Here is a 25,117-nt window from a genome sequence, read left to right as displayed (position 1 = left end):
AGGGTCAGTAGAGATCGGCTTCGGCGTCGATCTCCCCGGGGCCGGCGGCGAAGGCCAGCCAGAGGGGGAACTGCAGGATCGGAATCTCGATCACCTGCTCGGCCGCGTCGATCACGATGAAGGGCAGCTCCCCCCGCTCCTCGAGTCGGTCGGCCCGCTCGATCAGGGCATCGGGGCGCTCGAACAGCACGATGCCGCTGGCGGGGCCGAAGTCGTCGCGGCTCAGCCCCAGGCAGTCCTGCAGCCCCCGTCGCCATTCCCCGAGGCGCTCCGGCTGGCTGGCCAGCACCAGGGTCTGGAAGCGCTCGCCGTAGAGCTCCCCCAGGATCGCGATCGCCGCCGCCGCCGCCAGGGCGTTGCGGCTGCGGCTGCCGCCGCTGGGCTGGGCGCCCCGGCCGCCCTGGGAGAGGAACCAGTCCTCCAGCCGGGTGGCGGCGGAGCCCTCCAGGGTCCGGCGCAGTTTCCAGGGATCGGCGTAGAAATCGGGCTGGCCGCCGAACTGCTCCAGCCGCTCCCGGATCAGGTCCGCATCGTCGCTGAACAGGCCCGCGGCGGCCGGGGCCGCGGCGGTCTCCGGGGCGCCACCCGCCTCGGTGCCTGGCGCCGCCTGGTCGAGGGGGGAGGGCTGCACCACCAGCGGCTGCACCACCAGCTCCATCTGCTCGGCGGCGGCGGCCAGATCCTGCAGGGCCCCCACCAGGTAGTCCTGGAAGCCCTTGAGGCGCCGGGCGATCGCATCCGACTGGCCGGCGAAGCTGCCGGCGATCTCCTGGCGGATCTGCTCCCGGCGGCTCTCCAGTTCGCCGATCTCCCCCAGGAGTGCGGCACGCCGGTCCCGCAGTTCCGTCAGGGCCAGCTCCAGGAGCCCATCGGTTCCGCCAGCGGCCGAGGCGGGGGGGCTTGCCGGGGTGGGATCCGGCGGGGTGATGGCGGGGGGGTCGGGTTGGTCGCTCATGGCAGGCGGGGGGGCAAGGCGGCGGGGGGCTCAGGGGAAGGGGCGGGCGGCAGACGCCGCTCCAGCTCCTCCCGCAGGGCCGTGGCGTCGAACAGCATCGGCAGCAGGTGGATGCTCTTCTGCTCCCGGAAATAGAACAGCACCGGCAGGGCCGGCCACCAGACCCGCCAGCCGATCCAGGCGTCGTAGGGGAAGCGCCGGATCACGGTCTCGCCGCGGGACACCAGCAGGCCGTCGGCCGCGAAGCGCAGCCGCAGCAGGGCCGTCTGCAGCAGCAGGAACAACCCCATCAGCCCCATGGCCAGGGCCGGCCAGAGCGCGGCGCTCCACAGGGGCCGCAGGGCAACAGTGGCGACCGCCAGACCCAGCAGTCCGAGCGGCACCCAGGCCTGGGGGCGGAGGACCACCGCGTCCGTGTCGGCGGTGCCGTCGCCGGCTGGAGGGGGGGAGGGGGCGGAGGTCATTGACCGAAGAGCAACTGGGTGAGCAGCACGTCCACCAGGGCGACGCTGACAAGAATCATGACCACCGCGCCGGTGGTGCTGGTCCCCACCTCCTTGGGGCCGCCCCGGGTGGTGAGCCCCCAGCCGCAGGCGATCACAGCGATCATCAGGCCGAACACCACGGCCTTGAGCAGCATCGAGGGCAGGTCGTCGGGTTCCATCCAGACCCGCACCGAGTTCCAGAAGACGCTCGGAGGAATGCTGTACAGGAGCGTGCTGCTCACCTGGCCCGACCAGATCGCCATCCAGAAGAACAGCAGGCACTGCACCGGCGCCATCACCACCATGGCCAGCACCCGCGGCACCACCAGGTACTCCACCGGGTCGGTGCGCAGCATCGTGATGGCGTCGATCTGCTCGGTCACCTTCATGGTGCCCAGCTGGGCGGCGTAGGCGGTGGCCACCTTGCCGGTGAGCAGGGTCGCCGTGAGCAGGGGGGCGATCTCCCGCGAGAGGCCCAGGGCCAGCAGCCCCCCCACGGCGGCGCTGGCCCCCTGTTTGGAGAGCTCGGCCGCCACCTGGATGTTGAACACGGTGCCGGCCGCCAGGGCGGTGATCAGCACGATCAGGAAGCTGCCCGGCCCGGCCTCCAGCAGTTCCTGCACCAGGTCGACCATGCCGATGCGGCCACGGGCAATGGCACTCACCGCCTGACCACCGATCATCAGGCTGGCCCCCAGCCGTTGCAGCCAGCGGGGCGGCTTCATGGCGCGGAGGGCGTCAGGGTCTCCGGCTCGGGGCCCCGCTCCGGCCAGCGCCGCATCACCACCAGGCCCAGCACCACCAGCAGCGCCGGGATCAGGCCCATGCACATCCGGATCGCCAGCAGGGCGCTGTCCGGCTGGAGGATGCCCTGGGCCGCCTGGTAGCCGCTCAGGCTCATCAGGTTGCCGAAGAAGAACAGAGCCAGGCTGATGCAGATCTTCTGGGTGAACACCATCCAGGCGCTGTAGAGCCCGGCGGGCTTCTCCGGATCGGCATCGATGGCGTCCGGCAGCAGCGCCCAGGGGATCAGGTAGGCGGTGGAGGCCCCCAGGCCGACGATCAGGATGGTCACCACCAGGGCGGTGAGACGCACCAGGTTGGTGGTGGAGGCGGTGGGGCCCATGGCGGCATCGAGGGGCACCAGCAGCATCGCCATCACACAGGCGGCGATCCAGAGGGCGGTGCCCCAGTGCAGGGCGGTGAGGCGACCACGCCGACGGGCGACGGCGGTCCAGAGCTGAAGCCCCACCAGGGTGCTGATCTGGAAGGGCAGCAGGATCCAGTTGCTCCAGCCCTCCGGCAGCCGCATCACCACCGGCAGGAAGATCAGCGCCGCCGTCTGCATGATCTGCAGGGCGCACCAGAGGAGCAGATACAGCCCCAGCACCATCTGGAAGCGTCCGTTGCTGCCCACCCGGGCCAGGAGCCGCCGGGTGGTGCCCCGCTGGCTGGTGGGCCGCTGGCAGTTCCGGGCCGCCGGGGCGATGCCCCAGCCGCAGAGCAGGGTGGAGCAGGTGATCAGCACCCCCGAGAAGATCCCCACCTGCAGGTAGCTGTCGGGGTTCTGGTGATCCTTGAGCAGCACACCCCCCAGCACGATCCCCACCAGACCGGCGATGATCGAGCCGGTGAAGCGGGCGCTGTTGAGGCGGGTGCGCAGGTTGACGCTGGTGGTGAGCTCCGCCGCCAGGGCGGAGTAGGGAAGGTTGACGCAGGTGTAGAGGGTGTTGGCCACCATCGAGATGGCCACGAACACGGCGAACCGGACCCAGAGCCCCCCCGGCGGCAGCCACCACATCAGGGCCATGGCGAAGCCGAGCGGAACGGCGCTGCCCAGGATCCAGGGCAGCCGCGGTCCCCAGGAGGAGCGGGTCTTGTCGCTCAGCCAGCCCACGATCGGGTCGTTGATGGCATCCCAGAGCCGGGCTGTCATCAGCACCAGCCCGGCCATCCAGGCCGGCAGCCCCGCCGCCGAGGTGTAGAAGATGAAGAGGTAGAAGCCGATCAGGGAGGCGGCCATGCCGGTGCCGGCGTCCCCCATGCCGTAGGCCAGGAGCACCCGGCGGCGCTCACCGGCGGGGAGATCCGCCGTATCCACCACACCCGACGGCAGGTGCGGCGCTGCCGGTGGCGGGATGGACGGCGTGGGGGTGGTCAAACCTGGAGGGGCTCCGGTGGTGGTAGTCGGGTTGTGGCCGTCCGGTGCAGGTCATAATGCTGCAGCCGGATTCGGGGAACCAGTTCCGAAGAACCGGTCGCCAGTACCCCTGTACTGCTGCGGGCGTAGTTTAGTGGTAAAACCTCAGCCTTCCAAGCTGATGATGCGGGTTCGATTCCCGCCGCCCGCTTGCTCCTCCGCCGGAGCCGCCACCGCCCCCTCCCCAGGCTCCTCGAGCAGCGGGGTCGCCACCAGCAGCATCAGGCTGCGGCTCTCCAGGGGCGCCGTCGGCAGCAGCCAGGGGTCCGGTTTCGCCGGCAGGTCGTGGTCGCCCGGGACGGCCGTGTCGATGACCCGCCGCCAGCCGGCGGCCTGGGCCGGCAGCTGGAACTGCATCGGCTGGTAGTAGGCGTTCATGCCGCACCAGAGCAGGGGGCCGAGGCTGGCGTCATGCAGGCTCCAGGCCAGGCAGTGGGACCAGCTGGCCCAGTCGGGCTTGCCCAGCTCGAGGCCGTGCCACTCCCGCCAGAGGGGCAGGCTGCCGGCGCCCCGGGACGGGCCGGCAGGGGCCGGGGCCAGGGGCAACTCCTGGTTGAGCAGGGGGGCGAGCCGCTGGCGCAGCTGGATCAGGCGCCGCAGGAAGCGACGCAGGGCCATGTCGCCGGCGTCCGGCTGCCAGTGCATCCACCCCAGCGGGTTGTTCTGGCACCAGGTGTTGTTGTTGCCGCCCTGGCTGCGGCGCACCTCATCGCCCATCAGCAGCATCGGCACCCCGGGGGCCAGCAGCAGGGTGGCCAGCAGGTTGCGCAGCTGCCGGTCCCGCAGGCCGTTGACGCCGGCATCGCTGCAGGGGCCCTCGACGCCGTGGTTCCAGCTGTTGTTGTGGTTGTCGCCGTCGCGGTCGTTCTCGCCGTTGGCCAGGTTGTGCTTGCGGTCGAAGCTGACCAGGTCCGCCAGGGTGAAGCCGTCATGGGCGGTGAGGAAGTTGATCGTGCGCCCCACCGGAGAGGGCTGGCCGTTGAACAGATCCGGATTGCCTGACAGGCGCTGACTCAGGTTCCAGGTGGTGCGGTCGTCCCCCTTCCAGAAGCGGCGCACGTCGTCGCGGAAGCGGCCGTTCCAGCTGGCCACCCGCCGGGCGGGGAAGTCAGCCAGCCGGTAGAGGCCGCCGCAGTCCCAGGGTTCACTCACCACCTTCAGATCGCTGAGATCCGGATCCGCCTCCATCTCCTCGAACAGGGGAGGGGCATCGAGGGGGGCCAGACCCTCCCCCCGGGTCAGGGCGATGCCGAGGTCGAAGCGGAAGCCATCGATGCCCAGCTCCGTGCTCCAGCAGCGCAGGGACTCCAGGATCAGGCGCCGCACCAGGGGGCGGTTGGCGGCGATGGTGTTGCCGCAGCCGCTGACGTCGAGGTAGTCGCCCCGGGCGGTCTGGTGGTAGTAGAGGGCGTCGCCGAAGCCCCGCCAGCTCAGGGTGGGCCCCTCCTGGTTGCCCTCGGTGGTGTGGTTGTAGACCACATCCAGGAGCACCTCCAGGCCGGCCTGGTGGCAGGCGGTGACCAGCTGGCGCACCTCGTGGCGGCCCTGCAGCGGGTCGCCGTCGACCAGGTAGGCCGGATGGGGCGCCATCCAGCTCACGGGGCTGTAGCCCCAGTGGTTGAACCGCCCGGCGGGGGCGTCCTGGGGGTCGAAGGCCATCACCGGCAGCAGCTCGATCGCCGTCACCCCCATCGCCTGCAGGTAGGGAAGGGTGTCGATCAGCCCCAGGAGGGTTCCCTGGCGTTCCGGCGCCACCGGGCAGCCCGCCCCGCGGGTGAAGCCGCCCACGTGCAGCTCGTAGATGACGCTCTTCTGCCAGGAATGGCGGGGCCGGGGGGCGGCGTCGAAGTCGAACCGGTCCCGCTCGGTGACCACCCCCTTGAGGCAGGCGGAGGCGTTGGGGACGGCGCCGACGGCGGCGCCCCGCTGGTAGACGTCCCACCCGGTGATCGCCCTGGCGCAGGGATCGAGCAGCACTTTGGAGGGATTGAAGCCATGGCTGCCGGGCTGGATCGGGCCGAACACCCGGTAGCCGTAACAGCAGCCCACCCCGAGGCCTTCCACTTCCACGTGCCAGTGCTCACCGGAGCGGTGGCCGGGGTCGAGTTCGATCACCTCCAGGGGCTCCCTGGCGGAGCCGTCCGCGAAGATCAGCAGCTCGATGCGGGTGGCCAGGGGGGCCACCACCGAGAAATTCACACCCCGGCGGGTGACGGAGGCCCCCAGTGGCCAGGGATGTCCGATCCGGGTCGCCGACAAATCACTGGCCTGGGTTGCGACCAGGCTACGCCGGGCCTCCGGAAGCTGCCGCCGGGGGTTCAATGGGGCCATGAACGCTTCCCCCGCTGCCCTGCTGCCGTCCGAGGAGGGCCGCCCGCCCCTGCCGGTCCGGCCGGGGCTGTGGCTGTTCGCCCCCAGCCGCGAGAGCCAGGGGGGGAGTGCCTGGCTGCTGGAGGCCGCCGGCGCCGACCTGCTGATCGACTGCCCCGCCTACACCCGGGCCAACCTGCGCTTCCTGGCCGGCCGCCCCCGCCGGCGGACAGCGGAGAGCGGCGCCCACGGGGCCTGGATCGTGCTCACCGGCCGCGGCGGCCACGGCCGCTGCCGCCGCCTGCAGCAGGCCCTGGGCTGGCCGGTGCTCGTCCAGGAACAGGAGGCCTACCTCCTGCCCGGTGTGGATCCGCTGCACACCTTCGCCGCCGAGCACCGGCTGGAGCCGGATGTGGGGCTGCTCTGGACGCCGGGGCCCTCCCCCGGTGCCTGCGTGGTGCAGGTCGCCCCGGCGGCGGGGGACGGCCGGGGTGGGCTGTTCTGCGGCCGACTCCTGGTTCCGGTGGCGCCGGCCCGCGTCGCGCCCCTGCGGCAGCGGGGCACCTTCCATTGGGGTCGCCAGCTGCGCAGCATCGAGCGCCTGCGCGGCTGGCTGCCGCCCGGCTCTCCCGGCTGGATCGCCAGCGGCGCCGGACTGGGGGCGCTGAGGGGGGAGAAGCTGGTGGAGCAGGGCGCCGCCCTGCTGGCGGCCCTGGATCTGGAGGCCCTCGCGCTCCAGCCGCCCGGGGGCGGTCTGGAGGTAGGCGCCATTACCACGGAACGCCCCGCTGCGGACTCCACGGACCCCAAACCGCTGTCATGAGTGGACTTCTCCTGTTGCGGCCCTGCCGCAACGCCCATACGATTGGCGCGCTGAACGCACCGGGCGGTCGGGGACTTCCGATTCGCCTCCATCACTCGACGTCCCGAACCCCGCCATCGCCACCTACCCGGAGGCTTCCCCCGAACAATGAACAAAGCTGATCTCGTCAACATCGTGGCTGCCCGCACGGAGCTCACCAAGACCGACGTCTCCCTCGTGGTCGATGCCGCCATCGAAACCATCGTCGATTCGGTGGTCGAGGGCAAGAAGGTGTCCATCCTCGGTTTCGGCTCCTTCGAGCCCCGTGAGCGGTCCGCCCGTCAGGGTCTGAATCCCAAGACTGGCGAGAAGATCAAGATCCCCGCCAAGCGCGTGCCCGCCTTCACCGCCGGCAAGCTCTTCAAGGACAAGGTCCAGGGCTGATCCCCAGCCGCCGCGCTCCGGCCATGGCGGCGGCCGCAGGGGCGTCCGGACCTCCCCTGCGGCTGCCCCTCCATCTCCAGGAACGCCTCGCCTCGGGTCTGGAGCTCCGGCGGCGGGGCTACCGAACCCGTTTTGCCCCCTCCCCCACCGGTCCCCTCCATCGGGGCAACCTGCGCACCGCCCTGCTCGGCTGGCTCGAAGTCCGGCTGAGGGGCGGTGCCTGGCTGCTGCGCATCGATGACCTCGACGGGCCCCGCAACCGGCCGGGTGCCGCGGACGCGATCCTGGCGGACCTGCGCTGGCTGGGACTGCCCTGGGACGGACCCGTGGCCTGCCAGAGCGCCCGGCGCGGCGTCTACGCCACCGTTCTCTCCGCCCTGCGCCAGGCCGGGCGTCTCTACCCCTGCCGCTGCAGCCGGCGGCTGCTGGCCGATGTCTCCGCCCCCCACGGAGCGCTGGCGGTCTATCCGGGGTATTGCCGGAACCGCCCGCCCCACTGGGGCCCCCAGGCCGGGCGGCTGCCCAGCTGGCGACTGCGCCTGGAGCCCGGCGCCCTGCGCTGGCAGGAGCGCTGCGGGCCCGCCGGCGGCCAGGACGGCCCCGCCGCGGTGGGGGACGTGGTGCTGCGCCGGGCCGACGGGGTGGTGGCCTACCACCTGGCCACAGCTGTGGATGAGCTGCTGATGGGCATCAGCGAGGTGGTGCGGGGAGAGGATCTCTGGCCCTCCACCGGCGCCCAGGTGGCCGTGATGGCCGCCCTCGGCGCCGACCCGCCGTCCTATGCCCATGTGCCCCTGTGGCGGGATGGCCAGGGGGAGCGGCTGAGCAAACGGGAGGGGGCCCAGGGGCTGGCCGGCCTGCGCCTGCGCGGCCTGGATGCCCCCGGGGTGATCGGGCACCTGGCCGCCAGCCTTGGCCTGGTGGCGCCGGGCAGCCGGCTCAGTGCCCGGGAGCTGGCGGAGCATCTGACCCTGGACGGCCTGGAGGATTGCCTGCGCCGGGGGAAGGGCGCGAATCCTTAAGGAAGATTCCGGGATCCAGGGGGTCTGGGCCAGGCACAGTGAGGAGATGAGAACAAACCCCTGCGAACCGGCCACGGCTGTGCCGGTTCCTGCCTCCGGATCGAAGGGCCCGACCCTCGGTCAGAGCCGATGTCCCCAGTGCGGTGGCAGCGGTCTGCTGCGCATCGATGATCAGCGTTACCGCACCTGCCTTGACTGCCTCGGTCAGGGCCGCTCCCCGGCCATCGGGGGCGATGGGGTGGTCTTCCGAATGGTCACTTCGAGGTCCGTTTCTTCCGCCAGATGAAGAAGGCGGCGGTGGCCACAACCACGGCCAGGGGTGCCGCCGTGAGCAGCAGCAGGATCACGGCGGTCCAGTCGGTGTACATGGGTGCGTGTGTTGAAGCGGTGCCATCATCCCAGCAGATGCCCCCTCCGTTGATGGCCGACGCTCTGCACTCCAGCGATGGTTCGCGGCCCTGCCGCGGACTCCGGGCGGGTTCCCTGGCCGGCCTCCTGCTGCTCGTCCTGGTGGGGGGAGGGGACACGGCACTGGCGAATGTGCAGTTCGAGAATTGCGTCACCGCCGCCGATGGGTCGATCACCTGCGACACGGTGCCCACCGGCAACACGCTCATGAATGATGTGGATGCCCGCTACGGGCTGCTGCAGAACGCCAGCCCGGGCTGGAGTGAGTTCGAGCCTTACGAGGGCTATGACGACGACTTCGGCGGCAATGAGACATGAACCGCGGGGCCCGGGCCCCGTTGCAACGACATGTGGCGCTCCCTCGCGGCCAGCGGGTCCACTGGAGTAGTTCAGAAGGGTCACTCGCGGGGGTTGTGATGCATTGCTGGGCACCCGGGATCGATCCGGCCCGTCCCCTGGAATGCACCCAGGCGGAGCGCTATGTGCTGCAGCGTCTCTCGAATGGTTCCTACGTCTCCATCCGTCCCGACGACCAGGGCCTCGGACATGTGAGCGAACCGACCTCGGCCTATCTGTTCCATACCCACGAGGCAGCCCAGCGTGCCGCCGGTGAACTCAATCGCCTGGGCGGTGACGACTTTGATGTGGTCAAGGTGGCGTGGCCCATCGCCCTGTGCTGAGCCGGTGCCTCCGGTTGCGGTGAAGGCCGCAGGATCTTGTCTCCCCAAGCCGCCACAGGTTCCCGTTGGTTCGTGGCAACAATCGACACGCCGCCCTCAGCAGAGCGCCATGGGCAGAGCGTCATCGGCTGGTTTTCTCAGCTCGGCTTATCGGCAGATCCTCCAATGACGACAAGCGACGAAAGCTTTATAGTGTGAGCCGAAAGGTCTTTCTGCTTCCGATGCTCACCGGATCTGATCTCCTGGCCAAGGTCAAGGAACTGGGCGATGTCTCGAAATCCGATCTGGTGCGTGGTTGCGGCTACGTCAGCACCAAGAAGGACGGGGCAGAGCGTCTGAATTTCACCGCCTTTTACGAGGCCCTGCTGGAAGCCAAGGGCGTGAGCCTGGGCGAAGGCGGTGGCAAGGGCGCCTCCAAAGGCGGTCGCAAACTCAGCTATGTGGCCACCGTGCAGGGCAATGGCAATCTTCTGGTGGGCAAGGCCTACACCGCCATGCTTGATCTGCAGCCCGGCGATGAATTCGAGATCAAGCTGGGCCGCAAGCAGATCCGCCTGATCCCCGCCGGCTCCACCGACGACGACGACTGACCCGTTCAGCCCGGGCCGGCGGGGGGCGTCCGTCTCCTCTGGCGTTCGCAGGCCACCAGGAACGCCGTCACCCGTTCGCCCCAGTTCACCACCACCAGCAGATGGCGGGGGGATCGGCTGAATCCCTGCTGCGACAGGACGGCGAACCGGTTGAGGTCGTCGTGGCTGACCAGCGGACGCTCCCCCCGAAGGCTCCCCCAGGCGCCCAGGAAGGCCTCCCCGTCGGTGGCACGGCATCGCGCATAGGCCTCGCCCACGTCGACCCCCTGGCGCCTCAGACGCACGAAGGCATCCAGATCAGGACCCAGGTGCGGGATCCAGCGGCCCAGGTCCCCCACCGCCACCACCTGGCTTGCGGCCGGCACAGCCATCCGCAGCATCAGGGCCGGCGTCGCCAGCGACCATGCGGTCGCCTCCAGCAGGCGTTCGGCGGCCTGACGCAGGGCCCCGTGGTGGCTCTCCAGCAGAGCTTCATGGCGGGCGTTCAGATCATCCATGGCCGTTCAGGGATGCACTGGTGCCGCCCCAGGACGCCGGAGTCAGGGAGGCCCGGCGACGGATGGCGGCCAACGGCGGTGCGGTGAAAAAAAGCCGGTGATCGGATTTGAACCGACGACCTACTGATTACGAATCAGTTGCTCTACCCCTGAGCTACACCGGCGTCGGCCAAGAAATTAGCATTCGTCGGAACACCATCCGCTGAGCCGCATTCCATGGGATCCGACCCGAACAGATCCCTGGATCCGGCCCTCCGCCAGCGCCTGCTCACCGAAGCGAGAACCCCCTGGCGGGGGCTCCGGCGGGCCCTGTGGTTCGCCCTGGTGGCCTCGGCCGGGCTGGGCCTGGCCACCATGGCCCTGCGGGCCTCCGCCGGCTCGGAGGTGGCCTCAGGGGATCTCCTCATCCAGGTCGGCGCCGTCGCCCTGTTCGGGGGCCTGCTCTGGTTCGACCGCAACCGCCTCGACGGCTGAGGGTTCGGGAGCTGGCGCCGCTGCTGCCGGTGGCGGCGCCGCCTGGGGGGGCGCCACCGGCTCGGCCAGCCTGAGGGGATCGGGCAGCAGCAGGGGCAGCCCCAGGCAGAGGCGCTGCTGCTCCAGTTCCTCCAGGCCAAGGGGACGGGTGGCCGCCACGGCTTCGGGGCTGCGGCTCAGCAGCCAGAGGGACTGGATCAGCTGCTGCCACTGCCACAGCATCACCAGCAGCACCAGGGCCGCCAGCAGCAGGGCCACCAGGCGCGGGCAGGAGGCGAAGGGGGTGAGGGGTGCGGCCACGGCGGCCTGGCGATCGATCCACCACAGCAGGGGCAGGGCAAGGGCGGCGCCGCCGGCGGTGGCCAGGGCCAGCCCGGGGGCCACCTGCAGCCGGCTGAGCCGCCGCTGCAGTTCCCGGCGACCCCGCAGCGGGGTCTGCAGCAGCAGCAGCGACCAGACGTCGGCGGGGCGGCGCACCAGCAGCACCGCCGGGGCCAGGGCGCCGATGGCCCAGCAGAGCAGCCGCTCCAGACCGGGCAGGGGACCCGGGTCGCTGCCGGCGAGCACCAGCAGCAGCAGCAGCGCCTCGAGCGGCAGGACCCCGAGGGCGATCAGCTGGAGCCAGAGCAGCGGCTCGCTGCGGGGCGTCACGGGATCAGGTGCTGAGGGTCCGGCGCTGGGTGACCAGCTTGAAGGCCTCGACCCGATCCTTGTCCTGCCAGCCGGTGAACCGGTCGCAGCCGATGCCGCACTCGAAGCCGGTGGCCACCTCCTTGACGTCGTCCTTGTTGCGCCGCAGGGAATCGAGGTCGCCTTCGTAGACGAGCTCCTTGCCGCGATGGACCCGGATGCGGCAGTTGCGCTGCAGCTTGCCGCTGGTGACGTAACAGCCGGCCACGGCGCTCTTGCCGATCGTGAACACGGCCCGCACCTCCGCCTCGCCCAGGCTCTCCTCCACCATCTCGGGCTCCAGCAGGCCCTCCATGGCCAGCTGGATGTCCTCGAGCAGCTTGTAGATGACGTCGTAATCGCGCACATCCACGCCGGTGGCGTCGGCGGCGCGCTTGGCGCCGGAGGCCATCGAGGTGTTGAAGCCCACGATCACGGCGCCGGAGGCGGCCGCCAGGTCGACGTCGGTTTCGGTGATCTCGCCCGGTGCCGAGAGCAGCACCCGCACCTGAACCTCCTCCTGGGGCAGCTGCTCGAGGGACCCGAGGATCGCCTCGACGCTGCCCTGCACATCGGCCTTGAGGATCAGGTTGAGCTCCTTGAGCTCGCCTTCGCTGGCCTGGCCCGACATCGAGGCCAGGGACACCCGCCGGGAGGCCATCTGCTGGGCCAGGCGGGTGGCCCGGGCCTCGGTGGCCCGGTCGCCGACCACCGCCCGGGCGCTCTTCTCATCGGCGTAGACCTCGAACTCGTCGCCGGCGGTGGGCACCTCGCTGAAGCCCAGGGCCTCCACGGCGCTTGACGGGCCGGCCTGCTTCACCCGCTTGCCGGTGTCGTCGACCATGGCCCGCACCTTGCCGAGGATCGGGCCGGCCGCCAGCACGTCGCCGGCCTTGAGGGTGCCGTTCTGGATCAGCAGGGTGGCCACCGGGCCCTTGGCCTTGTCGAGGTGGGCCTCGATCACCGTGCCGCGGGCCATCCGGTCGGGGTTGGCCTGCAGGTCCTCCACTTCGGTGACCAGCAGGATCATCTCCAGCAGCTTGTCGATGTTCTCCCCCTTGATGGCGCTCACGGGGACCATGACGGTGTTGCCGCCCCAGTCCTCGGCCACCAGATCAAGGCCGGAGAGCTCCTGCTTGACCCGGTCGGGCTGGGCCCCTTCCTTGTCGATCTTGTTGATCGCCACCACGATCGGCACCTCGGCGGCGCGGGCGTGGCTGATCGCCTCCAGGGTCTGGGGGCGGACGCCGTCGTCGGCGGCCACCACCAGCACCGCCACGTCGGTGACCTTGGTGCCGCGGGCCCGCATGGCGGTGAACGCCTCGTGGCCCGGGGTGTCGAGGAAGGTGATCTTGCGGTGCTCGTCGCCGTGGGGCACGTCGACCTGGTAGGCGCCGATGTGCTGGGTGATGCCGCCGGCTTCCCCGGCGGCCACCCGGGTCTTGCGGATGGCGTCGAGCAGGCTCGTCTTGCCGTGGTCGACGTGGCCCATCACGGTCACCACGGGCGGGCGCCGGATCAGGTGGGCCCTGTCGCTCTCCTCGATCATCTCCACGGTCTTCTTGGCCGCGGCCTCGACGTCGTCCTCGAGGACGGGCACGCCGAACTCCTCGGCCACCGTCTCGATCGTGTGCAGATCGAGGGTCTGGGTGACGGTGGCGCTGATCCCCTTGAAGAAGAGGGACTTGATGATCTCGGAGCTCTCCACCCCGAGGCGGTCGGCCAGCTCCTGCACCGTGAGGTTGCCCTCCGGCACGATCAGCATCTCGGGCCGCTGGGCCTTGGCCTCGCGGGAGGCCCGCAGCTCCATGGCGCGGCGCCGCTGCCGCTGGCGGGTGGTCTCCTTCTTGCGCTTGCGCACCGCCACGGTGGGCTTGGCGGCGGTGCCGGGAGCGGAGCGGGGCTTGGCCGGCCGCGCCAGGCTGGCCTGGAGCACCATGGCCTCCTGCTCGCCGGCGTAGCCGCCGGTCTCGGCGGTGAGGGCATCATCGTTCTCGCCGATGATGTGCACCTTCTGGCGCTGCTTCTGGGGCGTGCGGCTGCGCAGGGCCTCGAGCTTGGCGCTGTCGTCCCAGTCGGGGCGCCGGGCGCCGGGGGCGCGGGCACCGGCCGGGGTGGGGGGGCGGAAGCCGGGGCGGCGGGGCGCGGCCGGCGGGGTGGCGGTGGGGCGCGTCACGCCCTCGGTCTCACCACCGGCCTCGGTGCCGCCTTCGCTGCGGTCGGGACGGCGCGGCGGCGGTGCGGTGGGGCGACCGGTGGGCTTCTGGAGCTGCATCAGCTCGCCGGGGGCCATCGGCTTGCGCATCCCCGCGGGGATGCCCGGACGGCCGGGGGCCGCCGGACGGCCCGCCGACGAGGTGCCGGGGCCGGCCGAGTCGCGGCGGATCGGCTTGCCGACCAGTTCGAGAGGGGTGGGGCCGGGCCGCCCCGGGGCCGAGCCGGCCCTGGAGCCGGCGCTGCCGGGACGGATCGGTGCGGGAGCTCCGGGGCGCTGGGGTCGGGCCGAGGGAGGGGCGGGCCGGCTGCTGGTGGGGCCGCTCGGGCCGGGCTGGGGACGGCCGACGAGCTGGGGCCGGGTGGCGGGCGGCCGGGTGGGCGTGCCGGCCTGGGCGGGCCGTGCCGGGGCCGGGGCACCGGGACGCTGGGGCGAACCGACCCGGACCGGGGGCTGGGAGGCACGGTTCACCGGGGCCGGACCGGTGGGCTTCGGTGCCGCCAGGGGTTTGGTCGGCGGGGCCGCGGCGGCCGGCCGGGCAGGGGCCGCAGGCGCAGGACGGGCCGGGGCGCCGGGGGCGGCCGGCTTCGCCGTGGGGGCGGCGACCGGTGCCGCTGCGGCTGGTTTGCCCACGATCGTGGGCGGCCGGCCGGCCGGTTTGCCGGCTTCGACAGGTCGCGGACGCGCCGGCACCGGGGCCGGGGCACCGGCGGGCCTGGGCCGTGCCGCCGGGGGCTCGGGCCGGGCCGGAGTCGGGGCCGAGGCCGCCGCCACGGGGCGGGGCGCGGGGGGACGGCTGGCGGGGGGAGCCGGCGGAGCGGCGGCGGCCGGAGCGACCGGCGCCGCGCCGCTGCGGGGGCTGCTCACCGGAGCCGGAGCGGCCTTCTTGACCGCCAGGATCGCCTTGGCGGGGGGTGCCGGCGCCGCCGGCTCGGGCCGGGTGGGCGATTCGGGGCGTGCGGGGGTCGGGCTGGCGACGGTCACACCGATCAGCGAACGGATCCGGGAGGCCTCGTCATCACTGATGGAGCTGCTGTGGCTCTTGGCCGCAATGGAGAGCTTCTCGGCGGCATCGAGCACGTCCTTGTTGTCCAGGCCCAGGTCCTTTGACAGCTCGTAGATTCTCACTTTGCCGCTGCTGGTCATTCAGAAAGGTCTCCGTACGGTGGAGCCGAAAGGGCCCCGGGGCCGCACGCTCGTGGCGACCATGGTTCATCTTGCCTCAGAGGTCGCGGGGGCGATCGCTCGAGACGGGCCTCGAGGCTGGCGAGGATGGTGTCGCTGACGGCGCAGCGCAGGCCGCGCTGGAGGCGGCGGCGGCGGCGGGCTTCCTCCAGGCAGCTCGGTTGCGGGCACAGATAGGCCGATCGGCCCATGCCCCGGTCCAGGCTCACCGTCCCGTCGGCCTGGCGCACCACACGCCAGAGCAGGGTGCGGTCGCACAGGCGACGGCAGGAGACGCAGCGCCGCAGCACCGGCCGCCCGGCGGGCGACGTCACCGGACGTCCTCACCAGGGGCCGCTTCAAGGGCCTCCTCGGGCGGGGGCTCGAGCTGATCGTCGGCTTCGACCGGAGCGAACTCCCCGCCGTCCTCCTCGCCCTCACCCTCCCCATCCATCTCCTCGTCCTCCGGCAGGGGGTAGAGCTCCCGCAGACGGGCGTCCTCCTCGGCGCGGGTGGCCTGTTCGGCCTGCAGCCGGGCCTCGGCCTCGGCCTGCAGGGCCTCCTCCTCCTGTCGCTGGGCGATCAGGGCCGCCACCGTCTGGTCCTCGCTGACCTGGTCGTACTCCTGGGCATTCTTGATGTCGATCTTCCAGCCGGTGAGCCTGGCGGCCAGGCGCACGTTCTGACCCTCCCGGCCGATGGCCAGGCTGAGCTGGTCGGGGGGGACGAGCACGTGGGCGTGGTGTCCCTCGGGGTCCACCAGGCGGACCATCTCCACCCGCGCCGGGCTGAGGGAGTTGGCCAGGTACTGGGCCGGATCCGGCGACCAGCGGATCACGTCGATCTTCTCGCCGCGCAGTTCATTCACCACCTGCTGGATGCGGGAGCCGCGGGCGCCGATGCAGGCCCCCACCGGATCCACTTCCCGCTCCACGCTGTCGACCGCCACCTTGGTGCGGGGGCCGACGGCGCGGGAGGGGGGATTGGCTTCCCTGGCCACGGCGACGATCCGCACCGAGCCCTCCTGGATCTCGGGCACCTCGTTCTCGAACAGATAGACCACCAGGCCCGCATTGGCCCGGGAGACGAACAGCTGGGGGCCGCGCCTGGGCACCTCGCTCACCTCCTTGAGGAACACCTTGAAGGTGGCATTGGCCCGGTAGTTGTCGTTGGGCAGCTGGTCGCGGCGGGGCAGTTCCGCCTCCACCTCGGGCCGGCCCAGGCCGCTGCTGACGGCCATGATCACGCTCTGGCGCTCGAACCGGATGACCCGGGCGGTGAGCACCGGATCCTCCAGGTCGGCGAATTCCTCCTGGATCATGCGCCGCTGCTGGTCCCGCAGCTTCTGGGCCAGCACCTGCTTGGTGGTGGCGGCGGCCATGCGGCCGAAGTCATCCTTCTCCGGGGTCACATCCAGCACCACCGTGTCGCCGATCTGGGCGTCCTCCGCCACCTGGCGCACCTCCTCGATGGCGATCTGGTGGTCGTCGCTCTCCACCTCCTCGACGATGATCTTGCTGGCCAGCACCCGGTAGCCCTCCTCTTCCAGATCGAGTGCCACGTCGAAGTTGCTGAAGTAGTCCTCTTCGAAGGGGTCCTCGCTGATGCCCAGGTAGAGGGTGCGGCGGTAACGCTCGTAACCCTTCAGCAGCGCCTCCCGCAGGGCCGCCTCCACCACCTGGGGAGCCAGCTTCTTCTCGTCGCTGATGTCCTCGATCAGGTTGTTGAGACCGGGGAGCAGAACCAGGGCCATGGACTCGGGGGCGTGGGGGCAGGTAGGAAACGGGGGGTGAACCGGAGCGGTTCAGGAATCGGGAGGCGCCTGGGTGAGCCGCACCCGCAGCACGTCGTCGCGGGGAATGCGCAGGATGCGGCCGCGCTCGTTGAGCTGGACCACCTCGGCATCGCGGCCGAGCAGGAGGCCCATGCGCCGCACTTCCGCACCGTCGGCGTCCCGCCGGAGCACCTCCACCGGAAAGCCCCGGAAGCTGACGAAATCCCGGTCGGAGTGGAGATCCTCCCCGATGCCGGGGCTGCTCACCTCCAGCACGTAGGCCATCGTCAGCAGCCCGGAGGCCTCGATGGCCTCGCCGAGGGGACCGCTCACGGCGGCACACTCATCGAGATTGACATCGGTGCCATCGGCCCGCTGCACCCGCACGACGACCGTCAGGGGGATGCGGTGGGCCAGCACCTCGACGGACTGCACCTCAAGGTGCGCCGCAGCGACCACCGGCCGCGCCAGCGTCTCCAGGTCGTCGGTGAGGGGATGGGGCAAGGAAGGGCGGCGTGGGGAGAGGACTCCCGCTGGCGGGACGGCCCGCCGCGCGCTGCAGTGTTCACTGCCCCCAACCGCCCGGCTTCCACCCGTCAGGGGAAAGGCCATGCGGAACAAGGGTGAGCCCCGGCGGGCACCCCATCACCCTAGAGGATTGGCCTCCGGCGGTCTGGGCATCTCCAGCATCGGGGCTTCCGCGTAGTAATCGTTGGCAGTGACCTCACCCCGCAGGCTGAGGTCCTGATTGAGGCACTGGCCGCACTGCTCCGGTGTGCGCAGGTACTGACACACCCGGGCCCAGAGCTTGGCGCGGCTGCCCGGTGCCCCCTGGCTGAAGTGGACCAGGTCGTTGCCTCCGGCCATCCCCTGGATCTCCACCTTGCAGAGGGTGCAGCGCTGCCGCGTGCCGGGGGGGATCGGGGCCATGGCCTCGGGGAGGACTGGGGGCAAAGTTAAGCCGATTCAGGTCGAGCGGTCCCGCTCCAGGCCGGCCGGAGCCGTCTCCGATGCGAATTCTTCAACTCAGCGATCCCCATCTGCTCGCCGATCCCGATGGTCGCTGCCACGGCCGGCCGGCGCTGGCCCTGCTTCGCCACGGGCTCCACGCGGCCCTGGGCCAGCTCCGCAGCGCCGGGGAGACCCCCGATCTGGTGCTGATCAGCGGCGATCTCTGCGATGACGAGAGCTGGGGCGGTTACGCCCGCCTCGGGGACCTGCTGCAGGAGATCCCGCTGCCGGTGGCCCTGCTGGCGGGCAACCACGACCATCCGACCCTGCTGCGGGCCGCCCTGGGGCGCCGCGCCCTGGTCGCCCCGGCCCTGATCCGCTGCGGCACCGGCCAGCTGCTGCTGCTCGACAGCCACCGCAGCGGTGACACCGCCGGTGAACTGGGCCCGACCCAGCTGGCCTGGGCGCGGCGCCAGCTGGCCGCCGCATCGACCGACGGCGAGCTGCCCCTGGTGGTGGCGGTGCACCATCCGCCGCTGCCGATCGGCGATGCCGCCATGGACGCGATCCGGCTGCGGGACGGCGAGGCCCTGCTGGATCTGCTGGGGCCGCTGGCCGCCCTGCGGGGGCTGGTCTGCGGCCACATCCACCAGCACTGGCAGGCGGGGCTCCCGGGAAGGCCGGCGGTGCCCCTGTTGGGCTGTCCCTCCACCCTGCGCAGCTTCGGGCCGGTGCAGCCCTGCCCCCTGGGCCGGCCGGCCGACCCCGGCGGGCGCTGGCTGGCGCTGGGGGAGGACGGCGTGCTGCGGCAGCGGTTGCTGCGCTGGGAACCTGTCGACGGTCCTAGCCTCCCCTGATGCAACGCCCCTTCCCCCTGTCTTCCCTGATCCGGCGGCTGCGGGGCCTGATGGCGGTGGCCCTGCTGCTGGCGTTCGCCGCCCTTCCCCTGCCGGCGGCGGCGCTCGAGGAGGCCCCCCCGGCCCTGACGCCCCACAGCTTCGTGGCCGACGCCGCCCGGCGGGTGGGGCCGGCGGTGGTGCGGATCGACACCGAGCGCAACGTGGCCCGGCCCCCGTTCGATCCCGCCCTGCTGGATCCCCTGCTGCGGGATCTGTTCGGCGATCCCTCGGGCAGCACGCGCGAGCGCGGCCAGGGCTCGGGGGTGGTGATCGACAGCCGCCGCGCCCTGGTGCTCACCAATGCCCATGTGGTGGAGAGCGTGGACCGGGTCACCGTCACCCTGGCCGATGGCCGCCAGCTGGACGGCACCGTGGTGGGCACCGACCCGGTGACCGACCTGGCGGTGGTGCACGTCAGCGGCAAAGCCCCCCTCAGCGCCGCCCCCCTGGGGGATTCCGAAGCCCTGGAGGTGGGCGACTGGGCCATCGCCCTGGGCAGCCCCTACGGCCTCGAGCGCACGGTCACCCTGGGGATCGTCAGCAGCCTGCATCGCGACATCAACAGCCTCGGCTTCGCCGACAAGCGACTCGACCTGATCCAGACGGACGCGGCCATCAACCCGGGCAACTCCGGCGGCCCCCTGATCAACGCCGCCGGTGAGGTGATCGGCATCAACACCCTGGTGCGCTCCGGGCCCGGCGCCGGGCTGGGCTTCGCCATCCCCATCAACCTGGCCCGGAAGGTGGCCGACCAGCTCGGGGACGGCGGCACGGTGGTCCACCCCTACCTGGGCCTCCAGCTGGTGCCGCTCACGGCCCGCATGGCCCGCGACAACAACAAAGATCCGGATGCCCTGCTGCAGCTCCCCGAGCGGGACGGCGCCCTGGTGCAGCGGGTGCTGCCGGAAAGTCCGGCCGAGGCGGCCGGGCTGCACCGCGGCGATCTGGTGGTGGCCATCGCCGACCAGCCGGTGAACACCCCCTCGGCCCTGCTCCAGCAGGTGGAACGGGCCGAAGTGGGCCAGCCCCTGCCGCTGAAGGTGGTGCGGGGCCAGCGGGAGCTGCAGCTCTCGATCCGGCCGGCGGCCCTGCCCCAGGCGGGGTAGGTAGGGCCAGGGGGGCCAGGACGGTCCCCCTTGCTACGGTCTGCGCCATTTCCGGCAGACCCCCCATGTCCGATCTTCAGGACCGCATGAAGGAGGCCGTGGCCACGGCGGCGGTGGACCAGATCCGTGACGGCATGGTGGTGGGACTGGGCTCGGGCTCCACGGCGGCGCTGATGATCCGGGCCCTCGGCCGCAAGCTCCAGCAGGGTGAGCTCAGCGGCATCGTCGGGGTCACCACCTCCTTCCAGGGGGAGGTGCTGGCCGCCGAGCTGGGCATTCCCCTGCAGACGCTGAACGCCGTGCAGCGCATCGATCTGGCCATCGACGGCGCCGATGAGGTGGACCCCGGCTTCCAGCTGATCAAGGGGGGCGGGGCCTGCCACGTGCAGGAGAAACTGGTGGCCCGCCGGGCCGACCGCTTCGTGGTGGTGGTGGATGCCACCAAGCTGGTGGAACGCCTCAACCTGGGCTTCCTGCTGCCGGTGGAGGTGCTGCCCGGGGCCTGGCGTCAGGTGCGCGATGAACTCACGGCCATGGGCAGCCGCGTCGAGCTCCGCATGGCCGTCCGCAAGGCCGGTCCGGTCGTCACCGACCAGGGCAATCTGGTGCTGGATGTGGCCTTCGACGGGGGCATCGGCGACCCGGCCGCCCTGGAGGCGACGATCAACAACATCCCCGGGGTGCTGGAGAACGGCCTCTTCGTGAACCTGGCCGACCAGGTGCTGGTGGGTGAGGTGGTGAACGGCGAGGCCGGGGTCCGCGACCTGGCGAGGCGCTGAGCCCCGCATCGGGGCCACCCGCCGCCTGGCCTCCAGAATGGACCGATCCTCTGCGGGCTGGGGGAACGGTGCCCCACGGCGACCTCAGCAAGCTGCTGCTACAGCTGCTGGCGCAGACGGCCGAGGCGTTCATCGTCGAGCCCACGAGTGAACTGGACGCCACCATCGATCGCACCCTGGCGTCCATCGGCGGCCTGTTCGACGTGGATCGGGCCTATGTGTTCTCCCTGACCCGCCATCCGGGTTTCGCCAGCAACACCCACGAGTGGTGCGCGCCGGGGGTGGAACCGCAGATCCAGCAGCTCCAGCACGTGTCGGAGGTGTCCATCGCCTGGTTGATGGGGGAAATGCGGGCCGGGCGGGCCATCAATCTCGAGTCGCTGCTCGATCTCCCCGCCGGGGCCGATGCCGAGCGGGCCCATCTCAGCGCCCAGGGCATCCAGTCCCTGCTGGTTCTCCCCCTGGTGCGGCGGGGCCAGCTGGAGGGGTTCGCGGGCTTCGACCACATCCGCGGCTGCCGCCGCTGGAGCGAGCAGGAGGTGGCGGTGCTCTCGATCGTGGTGAGCGGCTTCGCCCAGGGATTCGAACGGCGGCTGATGGACCAGCGACTGCGTCAGCTGGCCTACGAGGATCCGCTCACCCGCCTGCCCAATCGCTCCCTGCTGAGCCAGCGTCTCGGCGAGGAGCTGGAGCGGGCCAGGAGCGACGGCACCCACCTGGCCGTGGGCTACCTCGACCTCGACAACTTCAAGCCCATCAATGACAGCCACGGCCATGCCGTGGGCGACCAGCTGCTGGTGGCCGTGGCGGAGCGCCTCTGCCGCTGTCTGCGACCGGGCGACACGGTGGGCCGGCTGGGGGGGGACGAATTCGTGGTGATCCTGCCCGGCCTCGGCAGCCTGGCCGAGCTGGAGTCGCTGGGTGAGCGGCTGCTCAGCGCCGTGGCCGAGCCCACCCACCTGGGCGAGACCCTCTGCGTGGCCTTGAGCACCAGCATCGGCTTCCGGCTGGTGCCCCCCGACGATGCCGATCCGGATACCCTGCTGCGCCAGGCTGACCAGGCCATGTACGCCGCCAAGCGAGCTGGCCCGGGGCGGATGCACCACTTCGACGTGGAGCTGGAACGGCGCCAGTCGCTGCAGCGCTCCCGGCTGGAGAGGGTGCGCCAGGCCATCGACGCGCAGCAGCTGCGCCTGTTCGTGCAGCCGGTGATCGACCTGGCCACCGGGCAGCTCCGCTTCGCCGAGGCCCTGGTGCGCTGGCAGCACCCCCAGCAGGGGCTGCTGTCGCCGGAGGCCTGGCTGGGCTGGATCGAGGATCAACCGGAGATCAGCCGCCTCGGTGACTGGGTGCTGGAGCAGGCCCTGTGTCATTGCTCGGCCTGGATGCGGGCAGGTCGGTCGGTCGCTGTGAGCGTGAACATGTCGGCCCGGGAGCTGCGCGATCCAGGCTTCGCGGAGCGGATCCGCGCGGCCCTGGCCCTCCATCCCGAACTGCCCGCCTCGGCCCTGAGGCTGGAGGTGCTGGAAACCGCCGCCCTGGAGGATCTGGAGCAGGTGGCCCGGAACATCGCCCGCTGCCGCGACCTGGGGGTGAGCTTTGCCCTCGACGACTTCGGCACCGGCTACTCCTCGCTCACCTCCCTGCGGAGGCTGCCGATCGCCACGATCAAGATCGACCGCTCGTTCGTGGCCAGGATGCTGGTGGATCCGGCCGACCGGGCCATCGTCAAGGCCGTGGTGGAGCTGGCCCACGCCTTCGGCCGCACCTGCGTGGCCGAAGGCGTCGAGACGGCGGAGCACCTGCAGGTGCTGCGGGCGATGGGCTGTGAACTGGCCCAGGGATTCGCCATCGCCCGGCCGATGCCGGCGGAGGACCTGCCCGGCTGGTCCCTCCCGCCCGCCGCAGGCGGATGAGCGCCGCCGCGCTCAGCTGTCGGGGGTCCCGAGCCGCTGGCGCACCGATTCCGCGTGGCTGTGCAGTCCCTCGCTCTCGGCCAGGGTGACCACGGCCGGCCCGGTGGCCTCCAGGGCCGCCCGGTTGAAGTGGATCAGGCTGGTGTGGCGCAGGAAGGTCTCGACGCTGAGGGCGCCGGCGAAGCGGGCGGTGCCGGAGGTGGGCAGGGTGTGGTTGGGGCCGGCCAGGTAGTCGCCCACCGCCTCGGGCGACCAGGGGCCGAGGAAGATGGCGCCGGCATGGACGATCCGATCCGCCAGGGAGTCGGGATCCTCCACCAGCAGCTCGAGGTGCTCCGGGGCGAACCGGTCGCTGAGGGCCGCCGCCTCGGCCAGGTCGTCGCAGACGACGATCAGCCCCCAGTCGTTGAGGGCCTGCAGGGTGATGGCGGCCCGCGGGTGCCGCTCCAGCTGGGCTTCGATGGCGGCCGGCACGGCGGCGGCCAGCGCCTCGCTGGTGGTGATCAGGATCGCCGCCGCCAGGGGGTCGTGCTCCGCCTGGGCCATCAGGTCGGCGGCCACCTGGGCGGGCCGGGCGGTGTGGTCGGCGATCACCAGCACCTCGCTGGGGCCGGCCAGGGAGTCGATGCCCACCGTTCCGTACACGGCCTTCTTGGCCAGGGTCACGTAGAGGTTGCCGGGGCCGCTGATCACATCGACGGCCGGGACCGTTTCGGTGCCGTAGGCCAGGGCCGCGATCGCCTGGGCGCCGCCCACCCGGTAGACCTCCTCCACCCCGGCCCGGTGGGCGGCGGCCAGCACGGTGGCGTTCGGCTCGCCGCCGGGGCCGGGCGGGGTGACCATCACCAGCCGCTCCACGCCCGCCACCCGGGCGGGAATCGCATTCATCAGCACCGTGCTCGGGTAGGAGGCCCGGCCGCCGGGAACGTAGATCCCCGCCCGCTGCACCGGACGCCAGCGGCGCCCCAGCCGCTCGCCATGGGGGCCCGTCATGGCCAGATCCGCCGGCATCTGGCGGCGGTGGAACGCCAGGATCCGGTCGTGGGCCAGGTCCAGGGCCCGGCGCAGGGGCTCGGGGCAGTCGTGCCAGGCCTGGGCCAGCCGCTCGGGGGGCACCCGCAGGGGATCGGGCCGCAGGCCGTCGAAGCGCTCACTGAAGTCGAGCAGGGCCGCGTCGCCGCGCTGGCGCACCTCGGCCAGGATCGCCGCGACCCGCGCCTCCTCCTCGCGCAGGCGGCCGCCCTCGGTGCGGGCGGCGATCGCTTCGAGCCGTTCGCCGGCCCGCTCGCCGTCCCGCAGGCAGGTGATCCGCAGCGCCGGCCGTTCGCCGCCGGCGTCAAGGCTGGCGGCAGGGGCGGGGGTGCTGCCGGCAGGGCTGCTGCCGGTTGGGGTGGAAGCGACCACGGGGCGGTGCCGGAGGCGGAGGGCTGCCTTGAAACTAGGGCCTGGAACCGGCCAGGGCCCACGGGGTAGGATCCGCGTTTGCCGAGTCAGCGCCCCTACGCCTGTGGCCAATAACAAGTCTTCGAAGAAGCGCATCGAGATCGCCGAACGCAATCGCCTGCGCAACCGCACCTACAAGTCCGCCCTGCGCACCCTGATGAAGCGCTGCCTCACCGCCTGCAGCGCCTATGGCCAGCAGCCCGGCGAGGAGGCCAGGGCTGCCGTCCAGGCCAGCATGAACGCCGCCTTCAGCAAGATCGACAAGGCCGTCAAGGTGGGCGTGGTGCACCGCAACACCGGCGCCAACCAGAAGTCGCGCCTGAGCGTGGCGGTGAAGCAGGTGCTCGAGCCCACCGCCGCCGGCAGCACCGGCGCCTGACGCCCCCCATGGCCGTGAGCCCCGAGGCCGCCCCACCCCTGGTCGACAGCCACTGCCACATCGTGTTCCGCAATTTCGAGGCGGATCTCGATGCCGTGGCCGACCGCTGGCGTGAGGCCGGGGTGAAGGCCCTGGTCCATGCCTGCGTGGAGCCGGCGGAGATTCCGGCGATCCGGGCCCTGGCCGATCGCTTCCCCGAGCTGCGCTATGCCGTCGGGGTCCATCCCCTCGACACCCAGCACTGGCACGGCGACACCGCCGCCACGCTTGAAGCGGCGGCCCGTGCAGACGACCGGGTGGTGGCGATCGGCGAGCTGGGCCTCGACCTGTTCAAGGCGACCAACCTCGAGGAGCAGCTGGCGGCCCTGGGGCCCCAGCTGGATCTGGCGGTGACCCTGGATCTGCCGGTGATCATCCACTGCCGGGACGCGGCCGAACCGATGCTCGACGAGCTGCGCCGGCGCGAGCGTGAGGGCCGCTGCCCCCGTGGCGTCATGCACTGCTGGGGGGGCACCCCCGAGGAGATGGCCGGCTTCCTTGAGCTCGGCCTGTTCATCAGCTTCAGCGGCACGGTCACCTTCCCCAGGGCCGAGCCCATCCACGCCTGCGCCCGGCTGGTGCCGGCCGACCGCTACCTCGTCGAGACCGACTGCCCCTTCCTGGCGCCGGTGCCCCGCCGCGGCAAGCGCAACGAGCCGGCCTACGTGGCTTCGGTGGCGGCCCGGGTGGCGGAACTCCGTGGTGAGACGCTCGAGGAGGTGGCGACGACGACCACCGCCAACGCGGCCCGTCTTTTCAGGCTGCCCCTCCAGGTTGTATGATGTCTTATTGGCCTGGAAGCGGAAGCGCTCCTTTTGTCTACGACGGCATCAATTGAGTCGGCAAACCCGCAGCGAGCCCTGTAAGCGCCCCCGCCGGATCGTTCGTCCCTGCTTCAGGGGCGGTCGGTTCGGCT

Annotated in this window: 26 protein-coding genes and 2 tRNA genes; 14 read left to right on the top strand and 14 right to left on the bottom strand. The window is 71.7% G+C overall.

Annotated elements, in window-relative coordinates; genetic code table 11:
• Positions 1–4: 4 nt before the first annotated feature.
• The 4 genes from L107_RS14740 to L107_RS14725 are packed head-to-tail and all read right to left on the bottom strand — an operon-like array spanning position 5 to position 3,601.
• Positions 5–955 (bottom strand): DUF3086 domain-containing protein, encoded by a 951-nt coding sequence (locus L107_RS14740; RefSeq protein ID WP_159820083.1) that lies wholly within the window; start codon positions 953–955, stop codon positions 5–7.
• The gene (locus L107_RS14735) at positions 952–1,419 is read right to left on the bottom strand and encodes a DUF3119 family protein (protein WP_159820081.1); all 468 of its coding nucleotides are present in this window, start codon (positions 1,417–1,419) and stop codon (positions 952–954) included. Before L107_RS14735 ends, L107_RS14740 begins: the two co-directional genes overlap by 4 nt.
• On the bottom strand, positions 1,416–2,165 hold the full coding sequence (locus L107_RS14730; RefSeq protein ID WP_159820079.1) for an ABC transporter permease: 750 nt from the start codon (positions 2,163–2,165) through the stop codon (positions 1,416–1,418). The genes L107_RS14735 and L107_RS14730 overlap by 4 nt, the downstream gene beginning before the upstream one ends.
• Positions 2,162–3,601, bottom strand: coding sequence for an MFS transporter (locus tag L107_RS14725; RefSeq protein WP_159820077.1), 1,440 nt, complete (start codon positions 3,599–3,601; stop codon positions 2,162–2,164). The genes L107_RS14730 and L107_RS14725 overlap by 4 nt, the downstream gene beginning before the upstream one ends.
• A gap of 119 nt (positions 3,602–3,720) precedes the next feature.
• On the opposite strand from L107_RS14725, the gene L107_RS14720 reads away from it, so the two are divergent.
• Positions 3,721–3,791 (top strand) — tRNA-Gly (locus L107_RS14720).
• Here L107_RS14720 and L107_RS14715 read toward each other — a convergent pair.
• Positions 3,746–5,899, bottom strand: coding sequence for a glycogen-debranching protein (locus L107_RS14715; protein ID WP_159820496.1), 2,154 nt, complete (start codon positions 5,897–5,899; stop codon positions 3,746–3,748). The two genes, L107_RS14720 and L107_RS14715, sit on opposite strands and share 46 nt — an antisense overlap.
• A gap of 70 nt (positions 5,900–5,969) precedes the next feature.
• Between L107_RS14715 and L107_RS14710 the strand changes: the two genes are divergently transcribed.
• The 6 genes from L107_RS14710 to L107_RS14685 all read left to right on the top strand — a co-directional run bounded on the left by L107_RS14710 (position 5,970) and on the right by L107_RS14685 (position 9,896).
• Complete coding sequence (locus tag L107_RS14710) at positions 5,970–6,773, top strand: MBL fold metallo-hydrolase (RefSeq protein WP_159820075.1); 804 nt, start codon at positions 5,970–5,972, stop codon at positions 6,771–6,773.
• 147 nt (positions 6,774–6,920) lie between these two features.
• Positions 6,921–7,196: an HU family DNA-binding protein gene (locus L107_RS14705; protein ID WP_015110525.1), complete on the top strand. Its 276-nt coding sequence runs from the start codon at positions 6,921–6,923 to the stop codon at positions 7,194–7,196.
• 56 nt (positions 7,197–7,252) lie between these two features.
• A complete protein-coding gene (gene gluQRS / locus L107_RS14700) occupies positions 7,253–8,218 on the top strand; it encodes a tRNA glutamyl-Q(34) synthetase GluQRS (protein WP_159820494.1) in 966 nt (321 codons plus the stop codon).
• 420 nt (positions 8,219–8,638) lie between these two features.
• Positions 8,639–8,944: a lactate dehydrogenase gene (locus L107_RS14695; protein WP_236550719.1), complete on the top strand. Its 306-nt coding sequence runs from the start codon at positions 8,639–8,641 to the stop codon at positions 8,942–8,944.
• A gap of 98 nt (positions 8,945–9,042) precedes the next feature.
• Positions 9,043–9,306 (top strand): hypothetical protein, encoded by a 264-nt coding sequence (locus L107_RS14690; protein ID WP_159820073.1) that lies wholly within the window; start codon positions 9,043–9,045, stop codon positions 9,304–9,306.
• A 221-nt stretch (positions 9,307–9,527) separates the two neighbouring features.
• Positions 9,528–9,896: an AbrB family transcriptional regulator gene (locus tag L107_RS14685; RefSeq protein WP_106220255.1), complete on the top strand. Its 369-nt coding sequence runs from the start codon at positions 9,528–9,530 to the stop codon at positions 9,894–9,896.
• A 5-nt stretch (positions 9,897–9,901) separates the two neighbouring features.
• Here L107_RS14685 and L107_RS14680 read toward each other — a convergent pair whose 3' ends face one another.
• Together L107_RS14680 and L107_RS14675 are read right to left on the bottom strand one after the other, a co-directional pair.
• A complete protein-coding gene (locus tag L107_RS14680) occupies positions 9,902–10,393 on the bottom strand; it encodes a hypothetical protein (RefSeq protein WP_159820071.1) in 492 nt (163 codons plus the stop codon).
• A gap of 92 nt (positions 10,394–10,485) precedes the next feature.
• A tRNA-Thr gene (locus L107_RS14675) sits at positions 10,486–10,557 on the bottom strand.
• 52 nt (positions 10,558–10,609) lie between these two features.
• On the opposite strand from L107_RS14675, the gene L107_RS14670 reads away from it, so the two are divergent.
• Positions 10,610–10,867 carry a DUF3493 domain-containing protein gene (locus tag L107_RS14670; RefSeq protein WP_106220257.1) on the top strand — a complete coding sequence of 86 codons (258 nt, stop codon included), beginning with the start codon at positions 10,610–10,612 and terminating at the stop codon, positions 10,865–10,867.
• Here L107_RS14670 and L107_RS14665 read toward each other — a convergent pair.
• From L107_RS14665 to L107_RS14640, 6 genes are all read right to left on the bottom strand, one after another.
• Entirely contained in the window at positions 10,784–11,518 is a 735-nt protein-coding gene (locus tag L107_RS14665; protein ID WP_159820069.1) for a low-complexity tail membrane protein, read from the bottom strand. The genes L107_RS14670 and L107_RS14665 overlap by 84 nt on opposite strands.
• Positions 11,519–11,522: 4 nt before the next feature.
• Positions 11,523–14,897: a translation initiation factor IF-2 gene (gene infB, locus L107_RS14660; protein WP_159820067.1), complete on the bottom strand. Its 3,375-nt coding sequence runs from the start codon at positions 14,895–14,897 to the stop codon at positions 11,523–11,525.
• Positions 14,894–15,250, bottom strand: a complete 357-nt coding sequence (locus L107_RS14655) for a YlxR family protein (protein WP_159820065.1) — start codon at positions 15,248–15,250, stop codon at positions 14,894–14,896. Before L107_RS14655 ends, infB begins: the two co-directional genes overlap by 4 nt.
• Positions 15,247–16,668: a transcription termination factor NusA gene (nusA, locus tag L107_RS14650; RefSeq protein WP_159820063.1), complete on the bottom strand. Its 1,422-nt coding sequence runs from the start codon at positions 16,666–16,668 to the stop codon at positions 15,247–15,249. Before nusA ends, L107_RS14655 begins: the two co-directional genes overlap by 4 nt.
• Before the next feature lie 51 nt (positions 16,669–16,719).
• Positions 16,720–17,193, bottom strand: a complete 474-nt coding sequence (locus tag L107_RS14645; RefSeq protein ID WP_159820061.1) for a ribosome assembly cofactor RimP — start codon at positions 17,191–17,193, stop codon at positions 16,720–16,722.
• Between the two features lie 141 nt (positions 17,194–17,334).
• A complete protein-coding gene (locus tag L107_RS14640) occupies positions 17,335–17,619 on the bottom strand; it encodes a hypothetical protein (protein WP_159820059.1) in 285 nt (94 codons plus the stop codon).
• An 80-nt stretch (positions 17,620–17,699) separates the two neighbouring features.
• Between L107_RS14640 and L107_RS14635 the strand changes: the two genes are divergently transcribed.
• The 4 genes from L107_RS14635 to L107_RS14620 all read left to right on the top strand — a co-directional run bounded on the left by L107_RS14635 (position 17,700) and on the right by L107_RS14620 (position 22,340).
• The gene (locus tag L107_RS14635; RefSeq protein ID WP_159820057.1) at positions 17,700–18,497 is read left to right on the top strand and encodes a metallophosphoesterase; all 798 of its coding nucleotides are present in this window, start codon (positions 17,700–17,702) and stop codon (positions 18,495–18,497) included.
• The gene (locus tag L107_RS14630; protein ID WP_159820055.1) at positions 18,497–19,645 is read left to right on the top strand and encodes a trypsin-like peptidase domain-containing protein; all 1,149 of its coding nucleotides are present in this window, start codon (positions 18,497–18,499) and stop codon (positions 19,643–19,645) included. Before L107_RS14635 ends, L107_RS14630 begins: the two co-directional genes overlap by 1 nt.
• A gap of 65 nt (positions 19,646–19,710) precedes the next feature.
• Positions 19,711–20,424, top strand: coding sequence for a ribose-5-phosphate isomerase RpiA (gene rpiA, locus L107_RS14625; protein WP_159820053.1), 714 nt, complete (start codon positions 19,711–19,713; stop codon positions 20,422–20,424).
• Positions 20,425–20,492: 68 nt separating this feature from the next.
• Positions 20,493–22,340, top strand: coding sequence for a bifunctional diguanylate cyclase/phosphodiesterase (locus L107_RS14620; RefSeq protein ID WP_159820051.1), 1,848 nt, complete (start codon positions 20,493–20,495; stop codon positions 22,338–22,340).
• 12 nt (positions 22,341–22,352) lie between these two features.
• On the opposite strand, the gene hisD is transcribed toward L107_RS14620, so the two are convergent.
• Positions 22,353–23,654, bottom strand: coding sequence for a histidinol dehydrogenase (gene hisD / locus L107_RS14615; RefSeq protein ID WP_159820490.1), 1,302 nt, complete (start codon positions 23,652–23,654; stop codon positions 22,353–22,355).
• 193 nt (positions 23,655–23,847) lie between these two features.
• On the opposite strand from hisD, the gene rpsT reads away from it, so the two are divergent.
• Together rpsT and L107_RS14605 are read left to right on the top strand one after the other, a co-directional pair.
• Complete coding sequence (gene rpsT, locus L107_RS14610; protein WP_159820049.1) at positions 23,848–24,162, top strand: 30S ribosomal protein S20; 315 nt, start codon at positions 23,848–23,850, stop codon at positions 24,160–24,162.
• Between the two features lie 8 nt (positions 24,163–24,170).
• Positions 24,171–24,983 carry a TatD family hydrolase gene (locus tag L107_RS14605; protein WP_159820047.1) on the top strand — a complete coding sequence of 271 codons (813 nt, stop codon included), beginning with the start codon at positions 24,171–24,173 and terminating at the stop codon, positions 24,981–24,983.
• Positions 24,984–25,117 lie beyond the last annotated feature (134 nt).

Source organism: Cyanobium sp. Copco_Reservoir_LC18 (genome assembly GCF_009834675.1).
In the GTDB taxonomy this organism is placed as follows: Bacteria; Cyanobacteriota; Cyanobacteriia; order PCC-6307; family Cyanobiaceae; genus Cyanobium; species Cyanobium minutissimum.
Note: the sequence above shows the minus strand (reverse complement) of the source record. Positions and strands in the feature narration are given on the sequence as shown.

Bases quoted from the DNA above. Each gene is read 5' to 3' on its own strand.
- L107_RS14740 (WP_159820083.1), bottom strand. From the start codon at position 955: ATGAGCGACCAACCCGACCCCCCCGCCATCACCCCGCCGGATCCCACC.
- L107_RS14735 (WP_159820081.1), bottom strand. From the start codon at position 1,419: ATGACCTCCGCCCCCTCCCCCCCTCCAGCCGGCGACGGCACCGCCGAC.
- L107_RS14730 (WP_159820079.1), bottom strand. From the start codon at position 2,165: ATGAAGCCGCCCCGCTGGCTGCAACGGCTGGGGGCCAGCCTGATGATC.
- L107_RS14710 (WP_159820075.1), top strand. From the start codon at position 5,970: ATGAACGCTTCCCCCGCTGCCCTGCTGCCGTCCGAGGAGGGCCGCCCG.
- L107_RS14705 (WP_015110525.1), top strand. From the start codon at position 6,921: ATGAACAAAGCTGATCTCGTCAACATCGTGGCTGCCCGCACGGAGCTC.
- L107_RS14695 (WP_236550719.1), top strand. From the start codon at position 8,639: ATGGCCGACGCTCTGCACTCCAGCGATGGTTCGCGGCCCTGCCGCGGA.
- L107_RS14690 (WP_159820073.1), top strand. From the start codon at position 9,043: ATGCATTGCTGGGCACCCGGGATCGATCCGGCCCGTCCCCTGGAATGC.
- L107_RS14685 (WP_106220255.1), top strand. From the start codon at position 9,528: ATGCTCACCGGATCTGATCTCCTGGCCAAGGTCAAGGAACTGGGCGAT.
- L107_RS14680 (WP_159820071.1), bottom strand. From the start codon at position 10,393: ATGGATGATCTGAACGCCCGCCATGAAGCTCTGCTGGAGAGCCACCAC.
- L107_RS14670 (WP_106220257.1), top strand. From the start codon at position 10,610: ATGGGATCCGACCCGAACAGATCCCTGGATCCGGCCCTCCGCCAGCGC.
- infB (WP_159820067.1), bottom strand. From the start codon at position 14,897: ATGACCAGCAGCGGCAAAGTGAGAATCTACGAGCTGTCAAAGGACCTG.
- nusA (WP_159820063.1), bottom strand. From the start codon at position 16,668: ATGGCCCTGGTTCTGCTCCCCGGTCTCAACAACCTGATCGAGGACATC.
- L107_RS14640 (WP_159820059.1), bottom strand. From the start codon at position 17,619: ATGGCCCCGATCCCCCCCGGCACGCGGCAGCGCTGCACCCTCTGCAAG.
- L107_RS14635 (WP_159820057.1), top strand. From the start codon at position 17,700: ATGCGAATTCTTCAACTCAGCGATCCCCATCTGCTCGCCGATCCCGAT.
- L107_RS14630 (WP_159820055.1), top strand. From the start codon at position 18,497: ATGCAACGCCCCTTCCCCCTGTCTTCCCTGATCCGGCGGCTGCGGGGC.
- rpiA (WP_159820053.1), top strand. From the start codon at position 19,711: ATGTCCGATCTTCAGGACCGCATGAAGGAGGCCGTGGCCACGGCGGCG.
- L107_RS14605 (WP_159820047.1), top strand. From the start codon at position 24,171: ATGGCCGTGAGCCCCGAGGCCGCCCCACCCCTGGTCGACAGCCACTGC.